The organism is Pseudomonas sp. S36, from assembly GCF_016647875.1.
GTDB lineage: Bacteria > Pseudomonadota > Gammaproteobacteria > Pseudomonadales > Pseudomonadaceae > Aquipseudomonas > Aquipseudomonas parafulva.
This window is the reverse complement of the sequence record NZ_JACVVG010000008.1, coordinates 119,561-145,399: the sequence shown is the minus strand read 5'-3', so window position 1 is coordinate 145,399 and position 25,839 is coordinate 119,561. Positions and strand designations below refer to the sequence as shown.

The 25,839-nt window shown below is 62.8% G+C and carries 31 protein-coding genes and 1 tRNA gene; 16 read left to right on the top strand and 16 right to left on the bottom strand.

The features are described 5' to 3' along the window. Positions 1–99 precede the first annotated feature (99 nt). Complete coding sequence (locus tag IAE36_RS07095; protein ID WP_201211444.1) at positions 100–1,383, top strand: NAD(P)/FAD-dependent oxidoreductase; 1,284 nt, start codon at positions 100–102, stop codon at positions 1,381–1,383. 53 nt (positions 1,384–1,436) lie between these two features. On the opposite strand, the gene IAE36_RS07090 is transcribed toward IAE36_RS07095, so the two are convergent. Continuing rightward, complete coding sequence (locus IAE36_RS07090) at positions 1,437–2,120, bottom strand: peptidase C39 family protein (RefSeq protein ID WP_201211442.1); 684 nt, start codon at positions 2,118–2,120, stop codon at positions 1,437–1,439. 224 nt (positions 2,121–2,344) lie between these two features. Between IAE36_RS07090 and IAE36_RS07085 the strand changes: the two genes are divergently transcribed. Further along, the gene (locus tag IAE36_RS07085) at positions 2,345–2,521 is read left to right on the top strand and encodes a hypothetical protein (protein ID WP_201211440.1); all 177 of its coding nucleotides are present in this window, start codon (positions 2,345–2,347) and stop codon (positions 2,519–2,521) included. A 63-nt stretch (positions 2,522–2,584) separates the two neighbouring features. Here IAE36_RS07085 and IAE36_RS07080 read toward each other — a convergent pair whose 3' ends face one another. Together IAE36_RS07080 and IAE36_RS07075 are read right to left on the bottom strand one after the other, a co-directional pair. After that, entirely contained in the window at positions 2,585–3,337 is a 753-nt protein-coding gene (locus tag IAE36_RS07080; protein WP_028633380.1) for a TerC family protein, read from the bottom strand. 28 nt (positions 3,338–3,365) lie between these two features. Next, positions 3,366–3,605 (bottom strand): hypothetical protein, encoded by a 240-nt coding sequence (locus tag IAE36_RS07075; RefSeq protein WP_201162332.1) that lies wholly within the window; start codon positions 3,603–3,605, stop codon positions 3,366–3,368. 135 nt (positions 3,606–3,740) lie between these two features. Between IAE36_RS07075 and nhaR the strand changes: the two genes are divergently transcribed. The 3 genes from nhaR to IAE36_RS07060 all read left to right on the top strand — a co-directional run bounded on the left by nhaR (position 3,741) and on the right by IAE36_RS07060 (position 6,639). Then, complete coding sequence (nhaR, locus tag IAE36_RS07070) at positions 3,741–4,634, top strand: transcriptional activator NhaR (RefSeq protein ID WP_201211438.1); 894 nt, start codon at positions 3,741–3,743, stop codon at positions 4,632–4,634. Between the two features lie 71 nt (positions 4,635–4,705). Further along, a complete protein-coding gene (gene sstT, locus IAE36_RS07065; protein ID WP_060483198.1) occupies positions 4,706–5,917 on the top strand; it encodes a serine/threonine transporter SstT in 1,212 nt (403 codons plus the stop codon). Positions 5,918–5,991: 74 nt separating this feature from the next. After that, positions 5,992–6,639: a YceH family protein gene (locus IAE36_RS07060; protein WP_201211436.1), complete on the top strand. Its 648-nt coding sequence runs from the start codon at positions 5,992–5,994 to the stop codon at positions 6,637–6,639. Positions 6,640–6,644: 5 nt separating this feature from the next. Here IAE36_RS07060 and IAE36_RS07055 read toward each other — a convergent pair whose 3' ends face one another. The 8 genes from IAE36_RS07055 to IAE36_RS07020 form a co-directional block, all read right to left on the bottom strand. After that, positions 6,645–6,833, bottom strand: a complete 189-nt coding sequence (locus IAE36_RS07055) for a hypothetical protein (RefSeq protein WP_201211434.1) — start codon at positions 6,831–6,833, stop codon at positions 6,645–6,647. A gap of 101 nt (positions 6,834–6,934) precedes the next feature. Next, complete coding sequence (gene ahpF, locus IAE36_RS07050) at positions 6,935–8,497, bottom strand: alkyl hydroperoxide reductase subunit F (protein ID WP_201211432.1); 1,563 nt, start codon at positions 8,495–8,497, stop codon at positions 6,935–6,937. 124 nt (positions 8,498–8,621) lie between these two features. After that, positions 8,622–9,185: an alkyl hydroperoxide reductase subunit C gene (gene ahpC / locus IAE36_RS07045; RefSeq protein WP_004375926.1), complete on the bottom strand. Its 564-nt coding sequence runs from the start codon at positions 9,183–9,185 to the stop codon at positions 8,622–8,624. 215 nt (positions 9,186–9,400) lie between these two features. Beyond that, positions 9,401–10,756, bottom strand: a complete 1,356-nt coding sequence (gene gorA, locus IAE36_RS07040) for a glutathione-disulfide reductase (protein ID WP_201211430.1) — start codon at positions 10,754–10,756, stop codon at positions 9,401–9,403. A 99-nt stretch (positions 10,757–10,855) separates the two neighbouring features. Further along, positions 10,856–11,695, bottom strand: a complete 840-nt coding sequence (gene galU, locus IAE36_RS07035) for a UTP--glucose-1-phosphate uridylyltransferase GalU (RefSeq protein WP_028633388.1) — start codon at positions 11,693–11,695, stop codon at positions 10,856–10,858. Positions 11,696–11,915: 220 nt separating this feature from the next. Further along, complete coding sequence (locus IAE36_RS07030; RefSeq protein WP_201211428.1) at positions 11,916–12,830, bottom strand: c-type cytochrome; 915 nt, start codon at positions 12,828–12,830, stop codon at positions 11,916–11,918. After that, on the bottom strand, positions 12,827–13,477 hold the full coding sequence (locus IAE36_RS07025; protein ID WP_201211426.1) for a c-type cytochrome: 651 nt from the start codon (positions 13,475–13,477) through the stop codon (positions 12,827–12,829). Before IAE36_RS07025 ends, IAE36_RS07030 begins: the two co-directional genes overlap by 4 nt. A gap of 77 nt (positions 13,478–13,554) precedes the next feature. Beyond that, positions 13,555–13,920, bottom strand: a complete 366-nt coding sequence (locus IAE36_RS07020) for a hypothetical protein (RefSeq protein ID WP_201211478.1) — start codon at positions 13,918–13,920, stop codon at positions 13,555–13,557. Positions 13,921–14,079: 159 nt separating this feature from the next. Between IAE36_RS07020 and IAE36_RS07015 the strand changes: the two genes are divergently transcribed. The 8 genes from IAE36_RS07015 to csrA all read left to right on the top strand — a co-directional run bounded on the left by IAE36_RS07015 (position 14,080) and on the right by csrA (position 19,920). Next, complete coding sequence (locus IAE36_RS07015; RefSeq protein WP_028633392.1) at positions 14,080–14,382, top strand: DUF1883 domain-containing protein; 303 nt, start codon at positions 14,080–14,082, stop codon at positions 14,380–14,382. A 7-nt stretch (positions 14,383–14,389) separates the two neighbouring features. Beyond that, positions 14,390–14,560 (top strand): hypothetical protein, encoded by a 171-nt coding sequence (locus IAE36_RS07010; RefSeq protein ID WP_169338813.1) that lies wholly within the window; start codon positions 14,390–14,392, stop codon positions 14,558–14,560. Positions 14,561–14,605: 45 nt separating this feature from the next. Then, positions 14,606–15,682 carry an NAD(P)H-dependent flavin oxidoreductase gene (locus IAE36_RS07005; protein WP_201211424.1) on the top strand — a complete coding sequence of 359 codons (1,077 nt, stop codon included), beginning with the start codon at positions 14,606–14,608 and terminating at the stop codon, positions 15,680–15,682. 85 nt (positions 15,683–15,767) lie between these two features. Further along, a complete protein-coding gene (modA, locus tag IAE36_RS07000; RefSeq protein ID WP_201211423.1) occupies positions 15,768–16,523 on the top strand; it encodes a molybdate ABC transporter substrate-binding protein in 756 nt (251 codons plus the stop codon). Next, positions 16,523–17,203 (top strand): molybdate ABC transporter permease subunit, encoded by a 681-nt coding sequence (modB, locus tag IAE36_RS06995; RefSeq protein WP_028633395.1) that lies wholly within the window; start codon positions 16,523–16,525, stop codon positions 17,201–17,203. The genes modA and modB overlap by 1 nt, the downstream gene beginning before the upstream one ends. Position 17,204: 1 nt before the next feature. Beyond that, the gene (modC, locus tag IAE36_RS06990; protein WP_201211421.1) at positions 17,205–18,296 is read left to right on the top strand and encodes a molybdenum ABC transporter ATP-binding protein; all 1,092 of its coding nucleotides are present in this window, start codon (positions 17,205–17,207) and stop codon (positions 18,294–18,296) included. A 70-nt stretch (positions 18,297–18,366) separates the two neighbouring features. Further along, positions 18,367–19,389: a DNA topoisomerase IB gene (locus tag IAE36_RS06985; protein ID WP_201211412.1), complete on the top strand. Its 1,023-nt coding sequence runs from the start codon at positions 18,367–18,369 to the stop codon at positions 19,387–19,389. A 339-nt stretch (positions 19,390–19,728) separates the two neighbouring features. After that, on the top strand, positions 19,729–19,920 hold the full coding sequence (gene csrA / locus IAE36_RS06980) for a carbon storage regulator CsrA (protein ID WP_028633398.1): 192 nt from the start codon (positions 19,729–19,731) through the stop codon (positions 19,918–19,920). Positions 19,921–19,965: 45 nt separating this feature from the next. Here the strand turns inward: csrA and IAE36_RS06975 are convergent, their stop codons facing one another. From IAE36_RS06975 to IAE36_RS06965, 3 genes are read right to left on the bottom strand one after another with little or no spacing between them, the layout of a single operon-like run. After that, complete coding sequence (locus tag IAE36_RS06975) at positions 19,966–20,319, bottom strand: response regulator (RefSeq protein ID WP_028633399.1); 354 nt, start codon at positions 20,317–20,319, stop codon at positions 19,966–19,968. A 10-nt stretch (positions 20,320–20,329) separates the two neighbouring features. Beyond that, a complete protein-coding gene (locus tag IAE36_RS06970) occupies positions 20,330–21,775 on the bottom strand; it encodes an ATPase domain-containing protein (protein ID WP_201211410.1) in 1,446 nt (481 codons plus the stop codon). Positions 21,776–21,780: 5 nt separating this feature from the next. Beyond that, positions 21,781–22,941, bottom strand: a complete 1,161-nt coding sequence (locus tag IAE36_RS06965; RefSeq protein ID WP_201211408.1) for a two-component system sensor histidine kinase NtrB — start codon at positions 22,939–22,941, stop codon at positions 21,781–21,783. A gap of 294 nt (positions 22,942–23,235) precedes the next feature. Here IAE36_RS06965 and IAE36_RS06960 point away from each other — a divergent pair. Then, positions 23,236–23,320: transfer RNA gene (locus tag IAE36_RS06960), tRNA-Leu, on the top strand. Between the two features lie 104 nt (positions 23,321–23,424). After that, positions 23,425–23,838, top strand: a complete 414-nt coding sequence (locus tag IAE36_RS06955; protein ID WP_201211406.1) for a DoxX family protein — start codon at positions 23,425–23,427, stop codon at positions 23,836–23,838. A 1-nt stretch (position 23,839) separates the two neighbouring features. Here IAE36_RS06955 and IAE36_RS06950 read toward each other — a convergent pair whose 3' ends face one another. After that, entirely contained in the window at positions 23,840–24,031 is a 192-nt protein-coding gene (locus IAE36_RS06950; protein WP_028633402.1) for a hypothetical protein, read from the bottom strand. 429 nt (positions 24,032–24,460) lie between these two features. Between IAE36_RS06950 and adhP the strand changes: the two genes are divergently transcribed. Next, positions 24,461–25,471: an alcohol dehydrogenase AdhP gene (adhP, locus tag IAE36_RS06945; protein ID WP_201211404.1), complete on the top strand. Its 1,011-nt coding sequence runs from the start codon at positions 24,461–24,463 to the stop codon at positions 25,469–25,471. A gap of 28 nt (positions 25,472–25,499) precedes the next feature. Here adhP and IAE36_RS06940 read toward each other — a convergent pair whose 3' ends face one another. After that, on the bottom strand, positions 25,500–25,718 hold the full coding sequence (locus tag IAE36_RS06940) for a hypothetical protein (protein WP_201211395.1): 219 nt from the start codon (positions 25,716–25,718) through the stop codon (positions 25,500–25,502). Positions 25,719–25,839 lie beyond the last annotated feature (121 nt).

Genomic DNA, 25,839 nt, shown 5'->3' with positions numbered 1-25,839 from the left:
CACGGGGTTTGGGATTTTCAACGGATGACTAGCGGGTGTTTATTATTATTGATAGCATCGGTACATTCGTTAAAAATATAAAACACGAGGTTTCGCAGCATGGCTAACACCCCCTACCCCCAGTCCTACTACGCCGCCTCGGCCAACCCGGTGCCGCCACGTCCGGCGCTGCAGGGTGAGGTGGAAACCGATGTATGCATCATCGGTGCCGGCTACACCGGCCTGTCCAGCGCCCTGTTCCTGCTGGAAAACGGCTTCAAGGTGAGCATCGTCGAAGCCGCCAAGGTGGGCTTCGGCGCATCGGGCCGCAACGGCGGCCAGATCGTCAACAGCTACAGCCGCGACATCGACGTCATCGAACGCACCGTGGGCGCCCGCGAAGCTCAGCTGCTGGGCCAGATGGCCTTTGAAGGCGGCCGCATCATCCGCGAGCGCGTGGCCAAGTACAACATCCAGTGCGACCTGAAGGACGGCGGCGTCTTCGCGGCCCTCACCAGCAAGCAGATGGGCCACCTGGAATCGCAAAAGCGCCTGTGGGAACGCTACGGTCACACCCAACTGGAACTGATGGACCAGAAGCGCATTCGCGAAGTGGTTACCTGCGACAGTTATGTAGGCGGCATGCTGGACATGAGCGGCGGCCACATTCACCCGCTGAACCTGGCGTTGGGCGAAGCGGCAGCCGTTGAGTCCCTGGGCGGGGTGATCTACGAGCAAACCCCGGCCGTTCGCATCGAGCGGGGTGCCAACCCGGTGGTGCACACGCCTCAGGGCAAGGTGCGCGCCAAGTTCATCATCGTGGCCGGCAACGCCTACCTGGGCAACCTGGTGCCGGAGCTGGCCAGCAAGTCCATGCCCTGCGGCACCCAGGTGATCACCACCGAGCCCCTGGGCCACGAGCTGGCACGCACGCTGTTGCCGCAGGATTACTGCGTCGAAGACTGCAACTACCTGCTGGACTACTACCGCCTCACCGGCGACAAGCGCCTGATTTTCGGCGGTGGCGTGGTGTACGGTGCCCGCGACCCGGCCAACATCGAAGCGATCATTCGCCCGAAAATGCTCAAGGCGTTCCCGCAACTGAAGAACGTGAAAATCGACTACGCCTGGACCGGCAACTTCCTGCTGACCCTGTCGCGCTTGCCACAGGTCGGCCGCATCGGCGACAACATCTACTATTCGCAAGGTTGCTCGGGCCACGGCGTAACCTACACGCACCTGGCAGGCAAGGTGCTGGCCGAGGCCATGCGCGGCCAGGCTGAGCGTTTTGACGCCTTTGCCGGCCTGCCGCACTACCCGTTCCCGGGTGGCCAGCTGCTGCGTGTGCCGTTCAGCGCCATGGGCGCCTGGTACTACAGCCTGCGCGACCGCCTGGGCTTCTAACGGCCTTTTGCGTTCAAGGGCTGCCTGGCAGCCCTTCGACCCTCAAGCGCAACCTACTTCAAGGTATCCACGGCCTGCCTGGCCGCCAGTTCCTGGCCTGCTTTGGCCAGCTCATCCGCTGCCTGCAACCAGCGCTGGCGGTCTACCTGCGCAGGCAGCTGCTTGGGCGGCTGCACCAGCAGGGCCCAGCTCCCTTCCTTCGCCCACGCCGCGGCAAAGTCATCGAACGCCATCAGCTGGCGCCGCTGCATACCTGAGCGCAGCAGCACCCGCTGCTTGTAGCGGTCGTAGCCGATCAGCACTGCGTAACGCGGCTCGCTCCACCACGCCGAACCGTCCTGGTAACGCACCAGCACCGGGTAGCCCGCAGCCACCTGGGCTAGCAGGGCATCCAGCCGTTTGTCCAAGGGGTAGACCACCATGCCGTAATCCCGCGCCACACGCGGTATGCCCGTGCCCAGCGCGTCGGCGCCCTCGGGCAGGTTGAGCGGCGCATCCAGCAGCCCCGGGGTGATCGGGGCACCCTGTTGCGACAGCATGGCGGCCAGGGCCATTGCCCCGCTGTGGTTGGCGTTACCGCGGTAGAACGGCACGCTGCTGATTTCCACACGCTGCGGCAGGGCCTTGAGGCTTTCAGAGGGGGTGCTGGCACAGCCTGCCAGGGTGGCGGCCATCACGCAGGCCAACAACAGCCCACGTGAAGCGGCAATGAGCGGCTTGGAAGAAAGGTGCGGCATGGACACTCGCTTGTACCAACGTCGGGCAGACAGCGCCCGGCTCTGCTGGCGATCATAGGTCGGACAGCGGCAGCGGTACAGCCCGACAGGCACATGAAAATAATCTCACGCAGCCATCGGGCGTTATTCGATGGAACGTCACACAGGCCGGGCTAGACTAAACAAGTGTCTGGAAGGCAAACGCTGGCGTTCAAAGCGCTCGCCGTAGAGATGGAGGCACAGATATGAGCATGACCCTGGCAATCATCATGTTGGTGTGCATGTGGCTGAGCGTGGCAGCTGCCATGCTGTGGGGTGTACTGCGCATCGCCCGTCGCCACGCCCACCCTCACGTGCAACCCAAGGCCGCCGCCAAGCCCCGGCCTGTGGTACCCGCCCGGCGCCCTGCCGGCGCTCACTGACTGGTTAACACCAAGGCCCCAAGCGCCGGAACACCGGCGTTTGGGGCGCCCTGCCTGCGCGGGTTAGCCTTCGGACGCTTCGCGTTTCATCCGCGCCCGCCTTGCGAAGATGTTCAGCATCTCGATCACCGTCGAGAACGCCATGGCGGCATACACATAGCCCTTCGGCACATGGGCACCGAAACCTTCGGCGATCAGCGTCATGCCGATCATGATCAGGAAGCCCAGGGCCAACATCACCACCGTGGGGTTGTCATTGATGAAGTTGGCCAGCGGGTCGGCCGCCACCATCATCACGATCACCGCAGTGATCACGGCGATGATCATGATCGGCAGGTGTTCGGTCATGCCCACCGCAGTGATGATGCTGTCGACCGAGAACACGATGTCCAGCAGCAAGATCTGGAAGATCGCCGCCGCAAAGCCCAGGGTCACCGTTGAACCCACCTTGGATTCCTGCTTGGCACCGCGCGGGTCGACGTTTTCATGAATCTCCCGGGTGGCTTTCCACAACAGGAACAGGCCACCGGCAATCAGAATCACATCCTTCCACGAGAACGCGTTGCCGAACACCTCGAACACCGGGTCGGTGAGCTGCACGATCCAGGCGACAGTGCTGAGCAGCGCCAAACGCATTATCAGCGCCATGCTGATACCAATGCGTCGCGCCTTGGAGCGGTAGGCCACGGGCAGCTTGTTGGTAAGGATGGAGATGAAGATCAGGTTGTCGATACCCAGTACCACTTCCATGGCCACCAGCGTGGCGAGAGCCACCCAGGCTGTGGGGCTAGCGGCAAGTTCCAGCAAATATTCCATTGTTCACATCCTGCTGCGGGGTTAGGGGTCAAATGTCCTGGGTTTCGGGTTTTGGCTCCGGGGCCTCGGGCTTGCGGCCTTCGGTGCCCAGTGCCTCGCTCAGCGCCTGCTGTGCGGCCTGGTTGGTGTCTTCGATGGCCTGCTTGGCCGATTGGGCAGCCTGGTCCAGCATCTGCTGAGCGGACTTTTCTGCCTGGTCGCAACCGGCCAGGCTCAGCAGGGCCAGGGCCATGACCAGCGGTGTACCGATGGATTTCAGATAAAGCATAGGGGCCTCGCGTGTGTATAACCGCCATGGCGCACAGGGCGCCTGATAGCTCGGAATTCTAGACAAGCCAATACATCAGTAAAATTCGTATTTTTGCAGGGTATACTTCGGTTTTAACGAATCGGGATGTTACTGATGCTCAACTATCGCCAACTGCACTACTTCTGGGTGGTTGCCAAGACCGGCAGCATCGTGCGCGCCAGCGAGCAGTTGAACCTCACCCCGCAAACCATCAGCGGCCAGATCAGCCTGTTCGAGCAGGCTTACGGCCTGGAGTTGTTTCAGCGCGTGGGCCGGCAGTTGGAGCTGACTGAAACCGGGCGCCAGGCCCTGGCCTACGCAGAGCAGATGTTCCAGCTGGGCAGCGAGCTGGAAGCGATGCTGCGCGCAGGGCCGCAGGAGCAGATTCTGTTCCGGGTAGGCGTGGCCGACGTGGTGCCCAAGCCCATTGTCTACCGCCTGCTGGCACCGACCATGGAGCTGGACGGCGTGCTGCGCATCAACTGCCGTGAAGACAAACTGGAACGGCTGCTGGCGGACCTGGCTATCCAGCGCCTGGACCTGGTCATCAGCGACAGCCCCATGCCCAACCACCTGGACATCAAAGGCTATAGCCAGAAGCTGGGCGAATGCGGCCTGAGCTTCTTCGCCACGCCGGCGCTGGCCCAGCGCCATGCCGGCCCCTTCCCTGACTGCCTGCAGGATGCGCCGCTGCTGATACCTGGGCAGGAAACCGTGGTGCGCAGCCGCCTGCTGCGCTGGCTGGGCGAACAGCAAATCCAGCCGCGCATCGTCGGCGAGTTCGACGATAGCGCCTTGATGCAGGCGTTTGGCCAATCGGGCAGCGGTATCTTCGTGGCACCCAGTGTGATCACCGACGAGGTGTGCCGCCAGTACGGCGTGCAACTGATCGGCCAGACCGAGGCGGTGAACGAATCCTTCTACGCCATTTCGGTGGAGCGCAAGGTCAAGCACCCGGGCATCGTGGCGATTACCGAGGGGGCGCGGCGGGAGCTGTTCAACTGGTAGCCAGCACGGCGCTGCCAGTGGGTGGGTGTGGTACAGTCCCGCCCTTTTGACGTATCAGGACTTTGCTGCACATGACGCCGTTTGTTCGCCTTATCAACCGCACCAGCCTGGTAACGCAGATCGTCATCGGCCTGCTGGCCGGCATCGCGCTGGCCCTGCTGGCGCCCAACGTCGCGCGCGACCTGGCATTTCTGGGCAAGGTATTCGTCACCGCGCTCAAGGCGGTGGCACCGGTGCTGGTGTTCGTGCTGGTGATGGCGTCTATCGCCAACCACCGGCACGGCCAGCAAACCCATATTCGCCCTATTTTGTGGCTGTACTTGCTCAGTACCTTCGGCGCAGCCGTGGTTGCCGTGCTGGCCAGCATGGTGTTCCCGTCGCATCTGGTGCTGAACACCAGCGAGGCCACGCTGAGCGCCCCCGGCGGCATCACCGAGGTGCTGCAAAACCTGCTGCTCAGTGCCGTCGACAACCCCGTCAGTGCCTTGGTGAACGCGAACTTCATCGGCGTGCTCACCTGGGCCATCGGCCTGGGCATTGCCTTGCGCCATGCCAGCGACACCACACGCACCGTGGTGGATGACCTGTCCAACGGCGTTACCTTGATCGTGCGCATGGTCATCCGCTTCGCGCCACTGGGCATTTTCGGGCTGGTCACTTCCACCCTGGCCCAGTCGGGCCTTGACGCCCTGCTCGGTTACCTGCACCTGCTGGCCGTGCTGATCGGCTGCATGCTGTTTGTGGCCCTGGTGATGAACCCGCTGATCGTGTTCTGGAAAACCCGCAGCAACCCTTACCCACTCACCCTGCTGTGCCTGCGTGAAAGCGGTATCACGGCGTTCTTCACCCGTAGTTCGGCAGCCAACATCCCGGTCAACCTGGCCTTGGCCGAGCGGCTGGGCCTTCATGAAGACACCTACTCGGTTTCCATCCCGCTGGGGGCGACCATCAACATGGCCGGCGCCGCAATCACCATCACGGTGCTCACGCTGGCGGCCGTGCATACGCTGGGCATTGCCCTGGACGTGCCCACGGCCATACTGCTAAGCGTGGTGGCCGCCGTCTGCGCCTGTGGCGCTTCAGGCGTGGCCGGTGGCTCGCTGCTGCTGATCCCGCTTGCCTGCAGCCTGTTCGGCATCCCCAGTGAAATCGCCATGCAGGTGGTGGCCGTTGGCTTCATCATCGGCGTACTGCAGGATTCGGCCGAAACCGCGCTCAACTCCTCAACCGACGTGCTGTTCACCGCCGCCGCGTGCCAGGGCGAAGCACGGCGCAGCGCCTGAAACACCGGGCCGCCTTGCGGCCCATGCGCGCTTTACCTACGCTAGTGGCCTTTTCCTACAGATGAGGCAGGGCCATGTCCGACCACGAAAGCGCAGGCGAAGGCCGCTTCAACAGCATCGAGATCCGTGTGCTGGGCGCGCTGATCGAAAAACAGGCCACCAGCCCGGAAAGCTACCCGCTCACGCTCAACGCGCTGCTGCTGGCCTGCAACCAGAAGACCAGCCGTGAACCGGTGATGAACCTGACCCAGGGCCAGGTCGGCCAGGCCCTGCGCAGCCTGGAGGGGCAGGACATGGCGCGCCTGCAGATGGGCAGCCGTGCGGACCGTTGGGAGCAGCGGGTGGACAAGGCGCTGGAGCTGGTGCCCGCGCAACGGGTGCTGTTGGGCCTGATGTTCCTGCGTGGGCCGCAAACCCTGAGCGAACTGCTGAGCCGCAGCAACCGCCTGCATGAATTCGACGACACCGAACAGGTGCAGCACCAGCTCGAGCGCCTGGTGTCCCGTGGCCTGGCCCTGCACCTGCCGCGGCAGGCGGGCCAACGTGAGGACCGCTACACACACGCGCTGGGTGACCCGGCAGAAACCGAGGCAATTCTGGCAGCACGTCAGCAGGAAGGCGGCACGCGCAGCAGCGGCGCCAGTGCCTCGGAGGAGCGAATCGACGCCCTGGAAGCGCGCATTGCAGCCCTGGAGGCACGGCTGGCCGAGCTGGAAGGCTAGGCCATTCACTGTTCAGGTTCGGGGAAGTTACGGCAGCTTTTGCGCTCGGCCAGTTCGCGATCACTGGGGCGCTGGTCGACGAACACGGTGCGGCCGTCGGCGTAGATTTCCAGGTAGCCCCAGTGCAGGTCCTGCTCTTGCTGCCCGGGCTTGGGCGGCAAGAGCCACCAGGGTTCGCGGCTGATCAGGGTCATGGTGCGGTGTCCTGAGGGTGTTTGCAGCTAAGCATAGACACCCTCAGGCTTTAAGGCCCCAAACCGGCAAACCCGCCCCCGCTTACGGGGGCGGGCCTGGGTCAAGCCGGCGCGGAGGTGCGGATCAGGTGGTCAAAGGCAGCCAGTGAGGCCTTGGCGCCCTCGCCCACGGCGATCACGATCTGCTTGTACGGCACGGTGGTCACGTCACCGGCGGCAAACACGCCAGGGATGCTGGTCTGCCCCTTGGCATCGACGATGATCTCGCCGCGCGGCGACAGCTCGACGGTACCCTTGAGCCAGTCGGTGTTGGGCAGCAGGCCGATCTGCACGAAGATGCCTTCCAGCGCCAGTTCGTGCTGCGCCTCGGTGACGCGGTCCTTGTAGCGCAGGCCGGTTACCTTCTCACCATCGCCCAGCACCTCGGTGGTCAGCGCGCTGGTGATCACCTTCACGTTGGGCAGGCTGTGCAGTTTGCGCTGCAGCACGGCATCGGCACGCAGTTGGCTGTCGAATTCGATCAGCGTGACCTGGGCCACGATACCGGCCAGGTCGATGGCCGCCTCCACCCCCGAGTTACCGCCGCCAATCACCGCCACCCGCTTGCCCTTGAACAGCGGGCCATCGCAGTGCGGGCAGTAGGCCACGCCACGGGCGCGGTATTGCTGCTCGCCCGGCACGTTCATTTCGCGCCAGCGGGCACCGGTGGCCAGGATCACGGTCCTGGCCTTCAGCGATGCGCCCCCTGCCAGCCGCACTTCGTGCAGCCCGCCGTCGGTAGCGGGGATCAGCGCTTCGCCCCGTTGCAGGTTCATGATGTCGACGTCGTATTGCTTGACGTGCTCTTCCAGCGCAGTGGCCAGTTTCGGGCCTTCGGTTTCCTGCACCGAAACGAAGTTTTCGATCGCCAGGGTGTCGAGCACCTGGCCCCCGAAACGCTCGGCAGCGACACCGGTGCGGATACCTTTGCGTGCGGCGTAGATAGCAGCCGAGGCGCCAGCCGGGCCACCGCCCACCACCAGTACATCGAACGCTTGCTTGGCGTTGATCTTCTCGGCCTGGCGTGCACCTGCACCGGTGTCGATCTTGCCGAGGATTTCCTCCAGGCCCATGCGGCCCTGGCCGAACACTTCACCGTTGAGGTAAACGCTGGGCACCGCCATGATCTGGCGTGCGTCCACTTCGGCCTGGAACAACGCGCCGTCGATAGCCACATGCCGCACGTTGGGGTTGAGCACGGCCATCAGGTTCAGCGCCTGGACCACGTCCGGGCAGTTCTGGCAGGACAGCGAGAAGTAGGTTTCGAAGGTGAACTCGCCTTCCAGCGCCTGGATCTGTTCGATCACCTCAGCACTGGCCTTGGACGGGTGGCCACCCACTTGCAGCAACGCCAGCACCAGCGAGGTGAATTCGTGGCCCATGGGGATGCCGGCAAAGCGCAGGCTGATCTCGCCGTTGGGGCGGTTCAGCGAGAACGAAGGCCGGCGCACGTCGTCGCCGTCGGCGCGCAAGGTAATCAGGTTGGACAGGCTGGCGATTTCCACCAGCAGGTCATGCAATTCGCGGGACTTCGCGCCGTCGTCGAGGGAGGCAACAATCTCGATCGGCTGGGTGACCCGCTCCAGGTAGGTTTTCAGTTGCGATTTAAGCGTGGCGTCCAACATACGGGCGATTCCTTTTACAAAACTCGGATACAAAAACGCCCAGGCGAGGTCGCCCGGGCGTTTGACGGGGCGGTGCTGCATTCAGCTCTGGCGGCTGCACACCGCCCGCGGTTGCCACATGGCCTTAGATCTTGCCAACCAGGTCCAGCGACGGTGCCAGGGTGGCTTCGCCTTCTTTCCACTTGGCTGGGCACACTTCGCCTGGGTGGGCAGCTACGTATTGTGCAGCCTTGACCTTGCGCAGCAGCTCAGCGGCATCACGGCCAACACCACCGTCGTTCAGTTCGACGATCTTGATCTGGCCTTCTGGGTTGATCACGAAGGTACCGCGGTCTGCCAGGCCAGCTTCTTCGATCAGCACGTCGAAGTTGCGGGAGATGACGTGGGTCGGGTCACCGATCAGCGGGTACTGGATCTTGCCGATGGTGTCCGAGGTGTCGTGCCACGCTTTGTGGGTGAAGTGGGTGTCGGTGGACACACCGTAGATCTCCACGCCCAGCTTCTGGAACTCGGCGTAGTTGTCAGCAAGGTCACCCAGTTCGGTCGGGCAGACGAAGGTGAAGTCGGCCGGGTAGAAGAACACCACGGACCACTTGCCTTTCAGGTCGGCTTCGCTGACCTGGACGAATTCGCCCTTGTGGTAGGCAGTAGCGTTGAACGGTTTGACCTGGCTGTTGATGATAGGCATGAGTAGCTCCTTCATGGGTTGGAATCAGTTGACGGAGAGAATCCTAACCGCTGGTCCCGATAAAGGCTCATTGGCAAACATGATGTTGATGATTGGTTTTGGCTATGAAGGGGGTGGGGGTTAGATCGATTGGTGAAGTTACGGGGGGTGGGGGCCGCTGGGCGGCCCCAATCGCGAGCTTTGCTCGCTCCTACGGGTTTTGTGGGGGGCTTTGGTTAGCGGGTGATGGTGCGCAGGGTGACGAACTCTTCGGCAGCGGTTGGGTGCACGCCGATGGTTTCGTCGAACTGCTGCTTGGTGGCGCCGGCTTTCAACGCCACGCCCAGGCCCTGGATGATCTCCCCCGCGTCCGGGCCTACCATGTGGCAACCCAGCACCTTGTCAGTCTGGGCGTCCACTACCAGCTTCATCAAGGTCTTTTCCTGAATATCGGTGAGGGTCAGCTTCATGGCGCGGAAGCGGCTTTCGTAGATGTTGACCTTGTGCCCGGCTTCCAGCGCCTGCTCCTCGGTCAACCCGACCGTCCCGATGGGGGGCTGGCTGAAGACCGCAGTGGGGATGTTCTGGTAATCCACCGGCCGGTACTGCTCGGGTTTGAACAGGCGCCGCGCCACGGCCATGCCCTCGGCCAGGGCCACAGGGGTGAGCTGTACGCGCCCGATCACATCACCAATGGCCAGGATCGACGGTGCGGTGGTCTGGTACTGGTCGTCCACGCGCACATAGCCACGCTCACCCAGCTCGACGCCGGTGTTTTCCAGGCCCAGGTTGTCCAGCATGGGGCGCCGGCCGGTGGCATAGAACACGCAGTCGGCCACCAGCTCGCGGCCATCCTTGAGCGTGGCTTTCAGGCTGCCGTCTTCGAGCTTGTCGATACGCTGGATATCGGCGTTGAACTGCAGGTCCAGGCCGCGCTTTTCCAGTTCTTCCTTGAGGTGGGTACGTACCGAACCATCGAAGCCACGCAGGAACAGGTCGCCGCGATACAGCAGCGTGGTGGCGGCGCCAAGGCCCTGGAAAATACCGGCGAACTCAACGGCGATGTAGCCACCGCCCACCACCAGCACGCGGCGGGGCAGGTCCTTGAGGTAAAAGGCTTCGTTGGAGGTGATCGCCAGGTCCTTGCCCGGGATATCCGGCACTTGCGGCCAGCCACCGGTGGCGATGAGGATATGCTCGGCGGTATAACGCTGGCCCTCTACTTCCAGTTCATGGGCGCCGGTAATGCGCGCATGGCCCTGCAGCAAGGTGACGCCGCTGTTGACCAGCAGGTTGCGGTAGATGCCGTTGAGGCGTTCGATTTCGCGGTTCTTGTTGGCAATCAGCGTGCCCCAGTCGAAGTGCCCTTCTTCTAGCGACCAGCCGTAACCGGCTGCCTGTTCCAGCTCATCGGCCACGTGCGCGCCGTACACCAGCAGCTTCTTGGGCACACACCCCACGTTGACGCAGGTGCCGCCCAGGTAACGGCTCTCGGCCACGGCCACCTTGGCGCCGAAGCCTGCGGCAAAGCGCGCGGCACGCACCCCGCCCGAACCCGCACCAATCACGAACAGATCAAAATCGTAAGCCACGTTTTACCCCCCAAAAAAAAGCTGCAAGCTTCAAGCGGCAAGCTGCAAGAAAAAGCAGCTCGGCTTGTAGCTTGCAGCTTGCAGCTTGCAGCTTGCCGCTTAGTAGGCCTTGCCGGTTTTGTAGTAGTTTTCGAAGCAGAAGTTGGTGGCGTCGATGTAGCCTTCGGCGCCGCCGCAGTCGAAACGCTGGCCCTTGAACTTGTAGGCGATTACACAACCGTTGCGTGCCTGGTGCAGTAGCGCGTCAGTGATCTGGATTTCGCCACCTTTGCCAGGTTCGGTGTTGGCAATGATGTCGAAGATGTCCGGGGTCAGGATGTAACGGCCGATGATGGCCAGGTTGGACGGGGCGTCCTCCGGGCTTGGCTTCTCGACCATGTTGGTGACGCGGAAGATATCGTCACGGATCATGTCGCCGGCGATCACACCGTACTTGTTGGTTTCCTGCGGGTCGACTTCCTGGATGGCAACGATCGAGCAGCGGAACTGGTTGTACAGCTTGACCATCTGGGTCAGTACGCCGTCACCTTCCGGGTTCACGCACAGGTCATCGGCCAGTACCACGGCGAACGGCTCGTCACCGATCAGCGGGCGGCCGGTGAGGATGGCGTGGCCCAGGCCTTTCATTTCGGTCTGACGGGTGTAGGAGAACGAGCACTCGTTCAGCAGGCGACGGATGCCTACCAGGTACTTCTCCTTGTCAGTGCCCTTGATCTGGTTTTCCAGCTCGTAGCTGATGTCGAAGTGATCTTCCAGGGCGCGCTTGCCACGGCCGGTGACGATGGAGATTTCGCTAAGCCCTGCATCCAACGCTTCTTCGACGCCATACTGGATCAGTGGCTTGTTGACCACCGGCAGCATTTCCTTGGGCATGGCTTTGGTAGCAGGCAGGAAGCGGGTGCCGTAGCCAGCTGCCGGGAACAAGCATTTCTTGATCATAAACGTCCTTAAAAAGGCTAGGGCCTGTGGATTGGCGCAGTCTAATCAGGCGGCGGTCACCTTACAATGCCCCACCCGCGGCCACACATTGGGAAAATAGAGGGAACGCGGGCGGGATAGTTCAAAGCGGGCCCCAACTTTCATGTGCCCTGCTGCGCCCACTGGCGATAAAACAACCGGCCCCGCCCCTGAACGGCGGCAAGGCCAGTTGCTCGATCCGTCACCCCCCAGTGCCCTGCCCGACCAGTACACCGTCCACCTTCTGGCCGTACAGGTTGACCCCGTCATTGGCATGGAACTTCACCCGGGTCTTCTCGACGGAGCCTTGCACCAGGCGCGGGTCCTGGGGCCGTTCATGGCGGTTGATCCAGGCCGCCACGTCCCAGGCCTGCTGGTCGGTGAGGCTGCCGGGCTTGCCCAGTGGCATGTTGTACTTGATGAACGACGCCGCGGTGTTGATGCGGTGCATGCCGGCGCCCCAGTTGTAGGAGTCCTTACCCCACAGCGGCGGCATCACGTACTCGCCAGCCACTTTTTGGCCCTCGCCCTGGTCACCGTGGCAAATCGCGCATTGCGCCTGGTACACCTGTTGGCCACGGGCGAAGTCGTAGCCACCCGTGGGTTGTGGCACCTCCGGGTAACCGCGCCCGGCCAGTTCCACCCCCGTGGGCGCCTGGGTCGACAGCCAGTACGAGTACACCGCCAAAGCGGTCATCTGCGGGCTGTCGGCCGCGGGCGGCCTGCCGTTCATGCTGAACTGGAAGCAGCCCTGTATACGCTCGGCATAGGTGTTTACCTTGTTGTTCTTCTTGCGATAGGCCGGGTACATCGGGTACGCACCCCACAGCGGCGCTGAATGGGGCATGCGCCCCTGGTCCAGGTGGCAGTTGCTGCAGTTCATGCCGTTACCCACCGCATCGGGCATCAGGCGTCGGGTGTCGACGAACAGGGCATGCCCGTCGCGCACCATCTTGCCGAACGCATTGTCGGGCAGCTCGCCCTCGACGGGCGGTACGAACTGCGGCGCGCGCTGGGCATCGGGCACGTTGAGCTGGGTCTGGTCTTCCATGGTGACGGGGCTGGCCTGGCTGGTGGCGGCGGCAAGCAGGAGCGTGGCGGGTATCAGCAGCTTCATGGGTTGACCTCCTGGCTGGCAGAACGGGCGAAGAACTCGGCCACGGCCTTGATCTCGTCAGCGGTCATGGCCTTGGCCACGCCTACCATCAGTTGGTTGGGGTCATTGCTGCGGCTGCCGTCGCGCCATGCGTCCAGTTGCGCCACCAGGTAACTGGCAGGCTGGCCGGTCAGTGGCGGGAAGTGCTCGCCGAGCCCTGCGCCACCCGGCCCGTGGCATTGCACGCACCCCGGGATCTGGCGGCTCCAGTCGCCGTACAGGGCCAGCCGTTCGGTCGGGTCATTGGCAATTTGCTGGCGCCGCAGGTTGCCGGCTGGCGCTTGAGGAAGGCTGGCCAGGTAGGTGCTGACTGCCTTGATTTCATCCTCGGTCAAGGCCTTGGCCACCGGCTCCATCACCGCCTGACGGCGGCTACCGGTGCGCCAGTCGCGCAATTGCTTGCTCAGGTAAGCGGCCGGCAACCCCGCCAGGCGCGGGAAGCCGGCTGCCGCCATGCCCCCGCCGTCTGCACCATGGCAGGCGATGCACGCCAGTGCGGCGGGGTCGGCACCGCCCTGGGTAAATACCTTCTGGCCATCGGCCGCCTGGGCAGCCGGCCAACTCAGCGCCAGCAGGCTGCCGAGCACCGCGCGTTTGAAGGGTGTCATCGCGAATCTCCTTTTCTATTGTTATATGCTTAGACCTAAAACATATAAGCAAAAGGAGCGCGACCCGTTGCGCTAGATCAACTTCCTGAAATGCACTGGGTGGTTGCCTTGCGCACATCACCTGGGCGCAACGGGAAGTTGCTCAGGCGCTCGTGCAGCTTCACGCTGCTGCCATTGCCACTGCCCCGCTCACCAATATCCAGCACCGCGGCCGGGCCATCGCCTGGCGAGAATTTTTGCGGCACGATCAGCCGCAGGCCATCACCCCGTTTTTCTTCCACCAGCGGCCCGCGGGAATCCGCAAGCCCGACCTTTACGCAATCGGCGAATTCGCGGGGTGTCTTGCCCGAGATAACGTCCATCGTCTCGTGCGACTGTTCAATGTCCGACACGCTGGCACAACCTGCCAACGCCAGGGTCAGCGCTGCCACCATCCACTTCATCTGTTGCACCTCAACCATTACCAGCCCTGTTCGACCGTGCCCGGGCGCATTTGCTCCCTGCTTTGGCAGATTTATCCGCGCCCGTTGCGCGGGGCGGCGGCGTGCGTGCACATCGTGGTATCTTGCGCATTTGCAGAACCAGACTTTGCGGAGCCCCACATGAAATTCGTACACCAGCGCGAGCACCTCAACGAGGACGACATCGTCGTCGTCGAGTGTTCCCAGCGCTGCAATATCCGCCTGATGAACGACGCCAACTTCCGCAGTTTCAAGAACGGCGGCCGTCACACTTACCACGGCGGGCATTTCGACAAGTTTCCAGCCAAGATCACCGTGCCCAGCACCGGCTTCTGGAACATCACTCTCGACACGGTGACCACGCGCCCGATCTCGGTCACGCGCAAGCCCAGCCTGACCCACAAGATCAAGATCATCCGCCGTTCATCGTCGAAACTCAGCTAAGGCCACCATGACCCAGACCATCAAGTACGTGATCAAATACAAACTCGACGGCCAGCGCCGCTGGGATTTCGCATTGATGCAGGATGATTCGCAGGCTCAGGCCTTGGACGCCCTGCGCAAGATCCATGGCGAGGACGCCGACAAGATCAGCGACATCCAGGTCAGCAAGGCCCTCTGACAACCGCAGCCGTCCCCCTGCCCGCCGCCCCACAAGGAGCATTGCATGAGCCGTTGGCCTGATCGCCGTATCCTCGATTTGCTGGGTATCGAAGTGCCCATTTTGCAGGCGCCGATGGCGGGGGCGACAGGTTCGGCCATGGCGATCGCCGTGGCTGAGGCAGGCGGGCTGGGGGCTTTGCCGTGTGCAATGCTCACTGGCGAGCAGGTACGGCAAGAAGTGGCCACCTTTCGCCAAGCCTGCCCGGGCCGCCCATTGAACCTCAACTTCTTCTGCCACACCCCGCCCGCCCCGGATGCCGCAGCAGATCAACGCTGGAAGCAGGCGCTCGAACCGTACTACCGGGAGCTGGGCGCTGACTTCGATGCGCCAACGCCGGTGTCCAACCGTGCACCGTTTGACGAGCAAAGCTGCCAGCTGGTGGAGCAGGTACGCCCGGAGGTGGTCAGCTTCCACTTCGGCCTGCCCTCTGCCGCCCACCTGCAGAGGGTGAAGGCCACGGGTGCCAAGGTGCTGTCCAGCGCAACCACCGTTGAAGAGGCCGTGTGGCTGCAGGGCCACGGTTGCGATGCCATCATTGCCATGGGCGCCGAAGCGGGTGGCCACCGGGGCATGTTTCTCAGCGAGGACATCACCACCCAGATCGGTACCTTCGCGCTGGTGCCGCAGGTGGTTGATGCGGTCGACCTGCCGGTGATCGCCGCAGGCGGCATTGCCGACCACCGCGGCCTGGTGGCGGCGCTGGCGCTGGGTGCGTGTGCGGTACAAATCGGCACTGCCTACCTGTTCAGCCCCGAAGCCAAGGTGTCGCCAGCACATCGCCAGGCGCTGGACACCGCCCCGGCCAGCGACACGGCAATGACCAACCTGTTCACGGGCCGCCCGGCACGCGGCATCAACAACCGCATCATGCGCGAGCTGGGGCCCATGAGCGCATTGGCGCCCCGCTTCCCATTGGCCGGCGGTGCATTGATGCCCTTGCGGGCAATCACCGACCCGCAGGGCGACAGCGCTTTCAGCAACCTCTGGGCCGGCCAGGCATTGCGGCTGGGCCGGCACGAAGCGGCCGCTGTGCTGACGCGTGAAATCGCCGCACGCGCATTGGCGGTGGTGGGCGTTTAAACAGCGCTTTATCTACCCTCTTCCCGCTTCATGGCCTATCGCTATATAGTTGAGGTTATAACGATAACCCCAAGGAGCTGTATCGATGCGTATTCGCCCGTCTCAACTGGTCACTGCACTGGCCGGCCTGTTCGCCCTCAACGCTGCCTGGGCAGACGAAGTTCAGGTTGCAGTTGCAGCCAACTTCACCGCCCCCATTCAGGCCATTGCCCAGGACTTCGAAAAAGACACCGGCCACAAGCTGGTAGCCGCCTACGGCGCCACCGGGCAGTTCTACGCACAAATCAAGAACGGCGCGCCATTCGAAGTGTTCCTGTCGGCTGACGACAGCACCCCGGCCAAGCTCGAAGAAGAAAAAGCCATCGTGCCAGGCTCGCGCTTCACCTATGCCATTGGCACCCTGGCCCTGTGGTCTGCGCAGCCTGGGTACGTCGACGCAAAAGGCGACGTGCTGCAGAAAAACCAGTTCAAGCACCTGTCCATTGCCAACCCGAAAACCGCCCCCTACGGCCTCGCCGCCACTCAGGTACTGGCGAAGCTGAACCTGACCGAGGCCACCAAGCCTAAACTGGTGGAAGGTCAGAACATCACCCAGGCGTTCCAGTTTGTCTCCACCGGCAATGCCGAACTGGGCTTCGTGGCCCTGTCGCAAATCTACAAGGACGGCAAGGTACAGAGCGGTTCGGCCTGGATCGTTCCGGCGTCGATGCACGACCCTATCCGCCAGGACGCGGTGATTCTGGAAAAGGGCAAGGACAACCCGGCCGCCAAGGCGCTGGTCGACTACCTCAAGGGCCCCAAGGCCGCTGCGGTGATCAAGTCCTACGGTTATGAAATCTGATGCCACTGGACGCCAGTGACCTGGGTGCAATCTGGCTGACCTTGAAACTGGCCAGCCTGACCACCCTGATTCTGCTGGTGGTTGGCACGCCGATCGCCTGGTGGCTGGCCCGCACGCGGTCATGGTTGCGAGGGCCCGTGGGCGCGGTGGTGGCGTTGCCACTGGTGCTGCCCCCTACGGTCATCGGCTTCTACCTGCTCATCGCACTAGGCCCCCACGGCTGGCTTGGCCAGGCCACGGCGGCACTGGGCCTGGGCAGCGTGGTGTTCAGCTTCAGCGGCCTGGTCATCGGCTCGGTGATCTATTCCATGCCGTTCGTGGTACAGCCCCTGCAGAATGCCTTCGGCGCCATTGGCCAGCGCCCGCTGGAAGTGGCCGCCACACTGCGGGCCAGCCCGTGGGACACATTCGTGCATGTGGTGCTGCCACTGGCGCGCCCAGGCTTCGTCACGGCCAGCATCCTCGGCTTTGCCCATACCGTGGGGGAGTTTGGCGTGGTGCTGATGATTGGCGGCAACATCCCTGACAAGACGCGCGTGGTCTCGGTGCAGATCTTCGATCACGTCGAAGGCATGGCCTACGCGCAAGCCCACTGGCTGGCTGGCGCCATGCTGGTGTTCTCTTTCCTGGTGCTGCTCCTGCTGTATGCCGGGCGACGCGGCAAGGCTGGCTGGAGCTGACATGACCCAAGCGATTGTGGCGCGCCTGAAACTGGCACGTGACGACTTTACCCTGGACGTAAACCTGCACCTGCCCGGGCGCGGTATCAGCGCGTTGTTCGGCCACTCCGGCTCGGGCAAGACCAGTTGCCTGCGCTGCCTTGCCGGCCTTGAACGCGCCACCAGCGCATACGTGGAGGTGAATGGCGAAGTCTGGGAAGACAGCGCCCGGGGCCATTTCGTGGCGCCGCATCTGCGGCCAGTGGGCTATGTGTTCCAGGAAGCCAGCCTGTTCCCACACCTTAGCGTACGCGGCAACCTGGAGTTTGGCTGGCGCCGCGTCGCACCCGCGCAGCGCAAGGTCAGCCTTGAGCAGGCCAGCGCGCTGCTGGGCATAGGCCACCTGCTGGCGCGCCGGCCGGCGACCCTGTCCGGCGGCGAAGCGCAGCGGGTAGGTATCGCCCGCGCCCTGCTCAGCAGCCCAAGGCTACTGCTGATGGACGAGCCGCTGGCCGCGCTCGACGGGCCACGCAAGCGCGAGATCCTGCCATACCTGGAGCGACTGCATGATGAACTGGACATCCCGTTGGTGTATGTCAGCCATGCCCAGGACGAAGTGGCGCGCCTGGCAGACCACCTGGTGCTGCTGGAACAAGGCCAGGCGGTTGCCAGTGGCCCCATCGGCGAAACCCTCGCCCGCCTTGACCTGTCGCTGGCCCAGAGCGAAGACGCAGGCGTGGTGTTCGAAGGGCTGGTGGTTGGCCATGACCCGCAGTACGACCTGCTCGACCTGCGCCTGCCTGGCAGCAGCGGCCCATTGCTGCGCTTCGCCCACCCGGCCCACGTGATGGGCAGCACCCTGAGGGTGAAGGTGCAGGCCCGGGACGTCAGCCTGGCGCTGGATGCCGACAGTGCGTCCAGCATCCTCAACCGCGTGCCGGTACGGGTGTGCGAAACCCGCCCTGCCGACAACCCGGCGCATGTGCTGGTCAGCCTGGACGCCGGAGGCAATGCCCTGCTGGCTCGCGTTACCCGCTACTCGGCGCACCAGCTCGGCCTGCACCCCGGCCAGCTGCTGTTCGCGCAGATCAAGTCGGTGGCGCTGCTGGGCTGAGCATTTCAATGGAGCAACGGCCAAGCGGCTGATGTCCATTGATCAGTGACCTGATCGAGGCCTGCCGCCCATGCTTGACTGCCCGCTTCCCGCATCCCTGCACTACGTAGACGACAGCCAGCCTGGCCTGACCCGCCGCCGCTGGCGGGACCGCTTCATCTACCAAGACGCTGACGGCGAGCGCGTGCGCGACCCCGAGGTCCTCGCGCGCATCGCGGCGCTGGTCATACCGCCCGCGTACACCGATGTGTGGATATGCGCCGACCCGCAGGGCCACCTGCAAGCCACTGGCCGCGATGCCCGGGGCCGCAAGCAGTACCGCTACCATGCGCAATGGCGCGAAACCCGGGACCAGCACAAGTACGGGCGCATGCTCGCCTTTGCCCAGGTGCTGCCGAAACTGCGGGCACAACTGGAAACCCACCTGGCCCGCCCGGGGCTGGACCGGGAGAAGATCATGGCGTTGGTCGTGAGCCTGCTGGACCACACCTTGATCCGTATCGGCAACCAGCGCTACATGCGCGACAACCGCTCCTACGGCCTGACCACCCTGCGCAACCGCCACGTAGAGGTGAAAGGCAGCACCATTCGTTTTCAGTTCCGCGGCAAGCGCGGTGTGGAACACGACGTCACCCTGCGCGACCGGCGCCTGGCCAACCTGCTCAAACGGTGCATGGAGCTGCCGGGCCAGGCGTTGTTCCAGTACCTGGATGACGAGGGCCAACGGCACAGCATTGGCTCAAGCGACGTGAACCAGTTTCTGCAAACGCTCACCGGCGCCGACTTTACCGCCAAGGACTACCGCACCTGGGCAGGCAGCAGCCTGGCCCTTGACCTGCTCAAGCCGCTTGCCTGGGAGCCGGAAACCGAGGCCAAGCGCCAGGTGGCGTCGATCGTGCGCGAGGTGGCCGCGCGCTTGGGCAATACACCGGCCGTTTGCCGGCGCTGTTATATTCACCCGGCCGTGCTTGAACACTACGCACTCGGCCGCCTGGCCGCGCTGCCCAAAAACCGGGTGCGCAAGGGGCTGGACCCGGAAGAGGTTGCCCTGCTGCTGTTTTTGCAGGCGTTGGAGGAACAGCAGGCGGGGTGAGGCTGTGTTAGGCGCCGCTTGCGCGGCGCATCGCGAGCTTTGCTCGCTCCTACAGGTGTCCGGTGGTACTCGGGGTTTAGCATTAACCCCGTCTATCCCCACCATCATGCAAAGAAATTTCCCATTGGCCAGCAAGCCCCCTATTCTTGCCACCGAGCACCTTGGCCGACAGACCCGCAGGGGTTTGCCTCGGCGCCTGCCTCCTGAACAAGCGACAGTTTTTGTCTCCCCAGGGGAATTACTAGCCGCCGAAAGCGTCTTTAATGAGAAGGAAGAGGGACACGCTCCCACCGCCAGGGCACTGGCTCAGCGGACTTTTTTATCACCAAGGAGAACTACATGCTGATACTCACCCGCAAGGTTGGCGAGAGCATCGTCATCAACGATGACATCAAAGTCACCATTTTGGGCGTGAAGGGGATGCAGGTGAGGATAGGCATCGATGCCCCCAAAGATGTCCAGGTTCACCGCGAAGAGATCTTCAAGCGCATTCAGGCCGGCAGCCCAGCCCCGGAAAAGCACGAAGACTAACGTCCAAGGCACACGCCAGGCAGCATGGACGCGCCTGCTTGCCGATCAGTTGCCCAGCAGGTCGCGAACCGTCGCGATCATGCGGTCCATGTCGAAAGGCTTGTCAAAAACGGCTGCGAACAAATCAGGGCAGCCCTGGTTGGCCTGGGCACCGCTCATGAGAATGATCGGCAGCGTGCGCCACGCCGGGTCCTTGCGCAGCGCACGGGCCAGTTCCTCCCCATTGAGCAGCGGCATCATGTAATCGGTAATGATCAGCTGCACCGGTGCATCCTTCAACGCTGCAAGCGCCTTGACCCCGTTGCTGGCCTTTCTCACCTGAAAACCTTCATCCTCCAGGGCATAGCCCAGAATCTCGGCGATCAAGTATTCGTCATCGACGATGAGGATGGTTTTCATGGGCTGGCCATCATCCGCTGGGGTTCGCCACAGCCGTGCCCGAAAGCATGCCGCTGGCCCCTTCGAAGGCCTTGTGCAGGCTTATACCCCGCGTGCCTATTATCAGCTCGTGTGGGGACGTATGGTGCTGCCCATCGCGCACCTTGAGTATGGAGAGCATGCGCCGCAGGCTTGAGTCGAGTTCCACGAAGCGCATCAGCATGAGGTTGTCGACAATGCTGGAAAGGTCGGGCGCCGGGGCGCTGATTTCTGCCCCGAAAATATCGCGCATCTCCCACGTGAGCATCACACTCACATCGCGCGCCCTGAGCTCGCCGGTCAATGCCCGGAAAAACGCGTTGAGGCGGGTGGGCTCCATGGCCAGCCGGCTGAAAGCACCCAGGCTGTCGATCACCACCCGCTTGGCGCCCATGGCATCTACCTGCTCGATCAGGCGTGCGCCCAATTGGTCCAGCAGGCCTTCTGTAGTAGGCTGCCAGCACAACTGCAGGCTACCCTCCTGCTCCATCGAACGAAAATCGAAGCCCAATGAGGCCGCCTTGTTGCGCAGGCGTTCTGGCGGTTCGTAGAAACCGAAATGCAACCCTGGCACCTGCTTCGTGCTGGCACTGAGAAATGCCAGGCCCAGCGAAGTCTTGCCAATGCCGGAGGGGCCCATCAACAGGGTTACAGAGGCTGCTGCCAGGCCGCCATCCAGCATGTCATCCAGGCTGGGCACACCACTGCTGACACGCCCTGGGGCACAACTGCCGTGCTGGCTGGGGTGGCTGAACAACGACTCAAGCCGTGGGAATACCCGCATGCCAGTGCCATCGATCAGGCACTCATGGCGCCCGGACAATGCAGCGCTGCCGCGCGTCTTGCGCAGTTGAATGCTGCGCACGGCGCGGCTACCCACCATGTGCTCGCCCAGTTCGATCACACCGTCGACCATGGTGTGCTCCGGGCTGCCCTCTTCCATCCGCGCGCTGGTCAGCAAAAGCACCGTACAGCCTGCGAAAGCGGCATGGCCCTGGAGGGCGGACACGAACTTCTTGGTGTCGAGTGCACTTTCAGCACGTGCGCGGGCGTTGAGCACCCCGTCCACAACCAATAGCGTGGCCTTTTGCCGGGCAATCTCCTGACGCAGCAGCCGCACCACCGCGTCCAGCCCTTCCTGCTCCAGGGTATCGAACGCACTGACGAACTGAATCTGGTCACCCACCAGCGCCGGGTCGAAGAAATCCAGCGTGCCCAAGTACTGGAACAGCCGTTCGTGAGACTCGCTAAGCAAGGTGGCTACCAGCACCCGCCCGCCGCTACGCACATGGCCGCAGGCCAGCTGGTTGGCCAGAATGGTTTTGCCCGCACCCGGTGGCCCCTGAACGATGTAGGCCGCGCCGGCCACCAGCCCGCCCCTGAGCAGTGCATCAAGCCCTTCGATCCCCGTCACCAGCCGCTTGAGTTCGTGTGTCATGCTCGCTACCTGTGCGCAAGGCTGTGTGTATGGCCATGAGAGGTTGGCAGATAAAGCTGCATGCACGTGCCCTCCCCGGCCACGCTGTGCACGCTGATGGCCCCGCCGCTCTGCCTGGCGAAGCCATACACCTGGCTAAGGCCCAACCCAGTACCTTTGCCGAACGCCTTGGTGGTGAAAAACGGCTCGAAGATGCGCGGCAGTACGTCCGCCGCGATGCCCTCACCGCTGTCCTGAACCTGGAAGCAGACAAAACGGCCGTGCAGGCCCTCCACTTCCCCCGACAAGCCCACTACCCCAACCGTCAAGCCGATGCGCCCCGGCCCTGCAATGGCGTCCCGCGCATTGAACAGCAGGTTGAGCAGCACCATCTGCAACTGCCCGGCATCCACCTCAATGAGCGGCAGGTCGGGTTGTACCTGCACCTCAAGCCGAATGGCATCAGGCAGCGCATGCTCCAGCAGGCCGCGGGTGGCATCCAGCAAGCTGCTGGGGTCGATACTGGCCACATCGAGTTTGCGATGGCGCGCAAAGCTGAGCAACTGGCGGGTCAGGTCGGTACCACGCTGCCCGGCCTCCAGGATGTTCTGCAACATGCGCCTGGGGCGCTCCGGGTCGTCTGAAGTCAACGCCATGCGCGCAGAACTGATGATGATGGTCAGCAGGTTGTTGAAGTCGTGGGCCAGGCCACCCGTCAACTGGCCGAGCGCTTCGAGCTTCTGCGCCTCGAACAATTGTGCCCGAACGTTATCGAGCTGCAGCGCAGCCTCGCGACGGTCTGTTACATCCCGGGTGACCTTGGCCAGGCCCACAACCTGCCCTTCGTCGTCACGGATCACATCCAGGGCCGCCAGCGCCCAGAACTGCGTCCCGTCCTTGCGCACCCGCCAGCCCTCATCCTGCGCCCGGCCGCTTTCCAGCGCTTGGCGCAGCAACTGCTCGGGCCGGCCGTCAGCGCAATCCTGCGGGGGGAAGAAGATCGAAAAATGGCGGCCAACCACCTCGTCGGCGGTGTAGCCCTTGATGCGCTCGGCGCCGGCGTTCCACGACACCACATGGCCAGCAGGGTCGAGCATGTAGATGGCGTAATCCACCACTGACTGAACCAGCTGTTCATATCGCGAGGCGGGTATCACCGGGGTAATCGGGCAATCGGCTGAAACCATGAGAACTCCACTGGCACAGCGGGAGGGACAAAATGAAAAATCGGGCGTCGCCCTGGACGACATACCAAGCGCTGAAGCCTGGCCCCGCAACACCTGGCCCTACTGTTTGGATCCAGTGATCGGGCTACAGTGGGCCATCGACAACAGCCTGTCAATTCTCCATTTGACCAAACGCTCCTGTGTTGAGCATAGGTGCTAGAGTTGACTCAACTATAACGATGGGTTATAAAGCGCGCTTGATTGCGAAGCCCTTCTGCCAGGAAGCGAGCTGGTCACTGCGACCCTTTCAAGCGTGCGAGTGTGGTGGAATTGGTATACACAGCAGACTTAAAATCTGTCGGCGTGAGCCTTGCGGGTTCGAGTCCCGCCACTCGCACCACTCCCTATTAAAAAGGCGCCCCAACGGGCGCCTTTTTGCTGGGCGCAGCAATGTTTCGCGCACCTGCTACAGTGGTTTTTGTCCCCGCCCACTGGAAGCCCGCCATGCGCTACTCGATGCTTGAAGGTCAACGCGACCTCGTCCTGCTGCTCTCCCGCGTTTTGCTCATGACCCTTTTCGTGTTTTCCGGCTGGGCCAAACTGACCGGTTTTGACGGCACAGTCAGCTACATGGCTTCGCTGGGGGCCCCGGCCCCTACCCTGGCAGCAGGCATCGCCGTCTGCATGGAGTTCGCGGTTGGCATCCTGTTGATCCTGGGCTTCTATACCCGGCCGCTGGCGTTGCTGTTCGCGCTGTTCGTATTGGGCACTGCACTGCTGGGCCACCCGTTCTGGACGATGATCGAGCCTGCACGCAGCGCCAACATGACCCAGTTCCTGAAAAACCTCGCCATCATGGGCGGCCTGTTATCGCTGGCTGTCAGCGGCCCTGGGCGGTTCTCCGTAGACGGACGTTGAGTCAGTCGTCGTCACAATCATCAAACCAGGCCGGGTGATCGCGCTCGTCAGCGTCCAGATCATCCGCAGCTTGCGCATCCAGTTCATCCTCAGCGCCTTGGGCATCGGCCTCCGGCTCATAGCCCTCATAAAGAAATTCGTGGTCGAGCAAGTGATCATGCTCCGGTTCGTGCAGGTCATCGTCGTCGCGCATGGGGGCTCCTGTGTAAATGGGCACGCCTGTATAAGCTGAGGCTGCCGACGGGTCAAATATACAGCGCTTAATGCAGGCTTAACTCGCCACTTGCAACCTGAGCCTGTTCCCTCCAAGCGCATCTTGCCCGCCCACTGTGGCGGGCTCTTTTATGCCTGCGACCCTGCCGGCGCATACGCCCGAATCAATTGCTGGCCTGAACGCTCTCATCACCTGCCGTTCACGAAATACTGACATCTGCATTGGCATTCTGACCCTGCTCCGTACGTTCTTGCAGCCCGCCGCCTCCTTGCCGCGGGCTTTTCTTTGCGCGCGATTTACCAGCCGCCCTCATACGCTTCCATGACCTGTAGCAGTTTTACCGCCGCACACAGGGGCTATGCTTAGCCGCTGTTGTGCAAGCCAAACCGGATAAACACGGAGGTTCATATGAAAGCTGCTGTTGTTGCACCAGGCCGTCGCGTGGAAGTCGTGGAGAAAACCCTGCGCCCGCTCGAGCACGGCGAAGCGTTGTTGAAAATGCAGTGCTGTGGCGTGTGCCACACCGACCTGCACGTGAAAAATGGCGACTTCGGTGACAAGACCGGCGTAGTGCTGGGTCACGAAGGCATCGGAGTGGTTCAGGAAGTGGGCCCGGGCGTTACTTCGCTCAAACCGGGCGACCGCGCCAGTGTGGCCTGGTTCTACCAAGGCTGTGGCCACTGCGAGTACTGCACCAGTGGTAACGAAACCCTGTGCCGTGATGTGAAGAACGCTGGCTACACCGTGGACGGCGGCATGGCTGAAGCCTGCATTGTGCAGGCCGACTACTCCGTCAAGGTGCCAGACGGGCTGGATTCTGGCGCTGCCAGCAGCATTACCTGCGCCGGTGTTACCACCTACAAGGCCGTGAAAACCTCCAACATTCGCCCCGGCCAATGGATCGCCATCTACGGCCTCGGTGGGCTGGGCAACCTAGCCCTGCAGTACGCGAAGAACGTGTTCAACGCCAAGGTGATCGCCATCGACGTGAACCCGGAGCAACTGCGCTTCGCCAGCGAGATGGGCGCAGACCTGGTCATCAACCCGCTTGAAGAAGACGCCGCCAAGGTCATCCAGGCCAAAACCGGTGGCGCTCACGCTGCGGTTGTAACCGCTGTAGCCAAGGCTGCATTCAACTCAGCCGTGGACGCCCTGCGCGCAGGCGGGCGGTTGGTGGCGGTGGGCTTGCCTACAGAATCCATGAACCTGAATATTCCACGCTTGGTACTGGACGGCATCCAGGTAATCGGTTCGCTGGTCGGTACGCGTCAGGACTTGGAAGAAGCCTTCCAGTTTGCTGCAGAAGGCAAGGTCGAACCGAAGGTCACCCTGCGACCGGTAGAAGACATCAATCAGATTTTCGAAGAAATGATCGAAGGGAAGATAAAAGGCCGCATGGTCATCCAGTTCAATGAGTAACTCATAGAACGCCGGTGCGGCAGAGCGCTCACGGCGTACAACGGCCGTCGCGAGCGACTACCAAGCGGTTCATTCTGGGGCGACTGTCGGCTTTCCACGACAGTTGTTCCAGTTGCTCCGTTTCACAGCTATCAGCCTGTTCCTCGGCAACAACCTTTGCCTCGACACTCTCACCGCGACGCTCACGCGCATCCGCTGTTGCCTTGAGCATCTTGTTCAACGATTCAACCATGCTGGAATAATCCATAGCCTGCCTCCATTGCCGCAGTGATTCACCTGAAGAGCCTGACCTGAGCGAGCCAACCTTCAGAAACTGGCAACGCAAAACACGACAACTGGCGAACCCTTTCAATAATGACCCGCTCTGC

Excerpts from the sequence above, each read along its gene's own strand:
- IAE36_RS07095 (WP_201211444.1), top strand. The coding sequence starts at position 100 with ATGGCTAACACCCCCTACCCCCAGTCCTACTACGCCGCCTCGGCCAAC.
- IAE36_RS07090 (WP_201211442.1), bottom strand. The coding sequence starts at position 2,120 with ATGCCGCACCTTTCTTCCAAGCCGCTCATTGCCGCTTCACGTGGGCTG.
- IAE36_RS07085 (WP_201211440.1), top strand. The coding sequence starts at position 2,345 with ATGAGCATGACCCTGGCAATCATCATGTTGGTGTGCATGTGGCTGAGC.
- IAE36_RS07080 (WP_028633380.1), bottom strand. The coding sequence starts at position 3,337 with ATGGAATATTTGCTGGAACTTGCCGCTAGCCCCACAGCCTGGGTGGCT.
- IAE36_RS07075 (WP_201162332.1), bottom strand. The coding sequence starts at position 3,605 with ATGCTTTATCTGAAATCCATCGGTACACCGCTGGTCATGGCCCTGGCC.
- nhaR (WP_201211438.1), top strand. The coding sequence starts at position 3,741 with ATGCTCAACTATCGCCAACTGCACTACTTCTGGGTGGTTGCCAAGACC.
- sstT (WP_060483198.1), top strand. The coding sequence starts at position 4,706 with ATGACGCCGTTTGTTCGCCTTATCAACCGCACCAGCCTGGTAACGCAG.
- IAE36_RS07060 (WP_201211436.1), top strand. The coding sequence starts at position 5,992 with ATGTCCGACCACGAAAGCGCAGGCGAAGGCCGCTTCAACAGCATCGAG.
- IAE36_RS07055 (WP_201211434.1), bottom strand. The coding sequence starts at position 6,833 with ATGACCCTGATCAGCCGCGAACCCTGGTGGCTCTTGCCGCCCAAGCCC.
- ahpF (WP_201211432.1), bottom strand. The coding sequence starts at position 8,497 with ATGTTGGACGCCACGCTTAAATCGCAACTGAAAACCTACCTGGAGCGG.
- ahpC (WP_004375926.1), bottom strand. The coding sequence starts at position 9,185 with ATGCCTATCATCAACAGCCAGGTCAAACCGTTCAACGCTACTGCCTAC.
- galU (WP_028633388.1), bottom strand. The coding sequence starts at position 11,695 with ATGATCAAGAAATGCTTGTTCCCGGCAGCTGGCTACGGCACCCGCTTC.
- IAE36_RS07030 (WP_201211428.1), bottom strand. The coding sequence starts at position 12,830 with ATGAAGCTGCTGATACCCGCCACGCTCCTGCTTGCCGCCGCCACCAGC.
- IAE36_RS07025 (WP_201211426.1), bottom strand. The coding sequence starts at position 13,477 with ATGACACCCTTCAAACGCGCGGTGCTCGGCAGCCTGCTGGCGCTGAGT.
- IAE36_RS07020 (WP_201211478.1), bottom strand. The coding sequence starts at position 13,920 with ATGAAGTGGATGGTGGCAGCGCTGACCCTGGCGTTGGCAGGTTGTGCC.
- IAE36_RS07015 (WP_028633392.1), top strand. The coding sequence starts at position 14,080 with ATGAAATTCGTACACCAGCGCGAGCACCTCAACGAGGACGACATCGTC.
- IAE36_RS07010 (WP_169338813.1), top strand. The coding sequence starts at position 14,390 with ATGACCCAGACCATCAAGTACGTGATCAAATACAAACTCGACGGCCAG.
- IAE36_RS07005 (WP_201211424.1), top strand. The coding sequence starts at position 14,606 with ATGAGCCGTTGGCCTGATCGCCGTATCCTCGATTTGCTGGGTATCGAA.
- modA (WP_201211423.1), top strand. The coding sequence starts at position 15,768 with ATGCGTATTCGCCCGTCTCAACTGGTCACTGCACTGGCCGGCCTGTTC.
- modB (WP_028633395.1), top strand. The coding sequence starts at position 16,523 with ATGCCACTGGACGCCAGTGACCTGGGTGCAATCTGGCTGACCTTGAAA.
- modC (WP_201211421.1), top strand. The coding sequence starts at position 17,205 with ATGACCCAAGCGATTGTGGCGCGCCTGAAACTGGCACGTGACGACTTT.
- IAE36_RS06985 (WP_201211412.1), top strand. The coding sequence starts at position 18,367 with ATGCTTGACTGCCCGCTTCCCGCATCCCTGCACTACGTAGACGACAGC.
- csrA (WP_028633398.1), top strand. The coding sequence starts at position 19,729 with ATGCTGATACTCACCCGCAAGGTTGGCGAGAGCATCGTCATCAACGAT.
- IAE36_RS06975 (WP_028633399.1), bottom strand. The coding sequence starts at position 20,319 with ATGAAAACCATCCTCATCGTCGATGACGAATACTTGATCGCCGAGATT.
- IAE36_RS06970 (WP_201211410.1), bottom strand. The coding sequence starts at position 21,775 with ATGACACACGAACTCAAGCGGCTGGTGACGGGGATCGAAGGGCTTGAT.
- IAE36_RS06965 (WP_201211408.1), bottom strand. The coding sequence starts at position 22,941 with ATGGTTTCAGCCGATTGCCCGATTACCCCGGTGATACCCGCCTCGCGA.
- IAE36_RS06955 (WP_201211406.1), top strand. The coding sequence starts at position 23,425 with ATGCGCTACTCGATGCTTGAAGGTCAACGCGACCTCGTCCTGCTGCTC.
- IAE36_RS06950 (WP_028633402.1), bottom strand. The coding sequence starts at position 24,031 with ATGCGCGACGACGATGACCTGCACGAACCGGAGCATGATCACTTGCTC.
- adhP (WP_201211404.1), top strand. The coding sequence starts at position 24,461 with ATGAAAGCTGCTGTTGTTGCACCAGGCCGTCGCGTGGAAGTCGTGGAG.
- IAE36_RS06940 (WP_201211395.1), bottom strand. The coding sequence starts at position 25,718 with ATGGATTATTCCAGCATGGTTGAATCGTTGAACAAGATGCTCAAGGCA.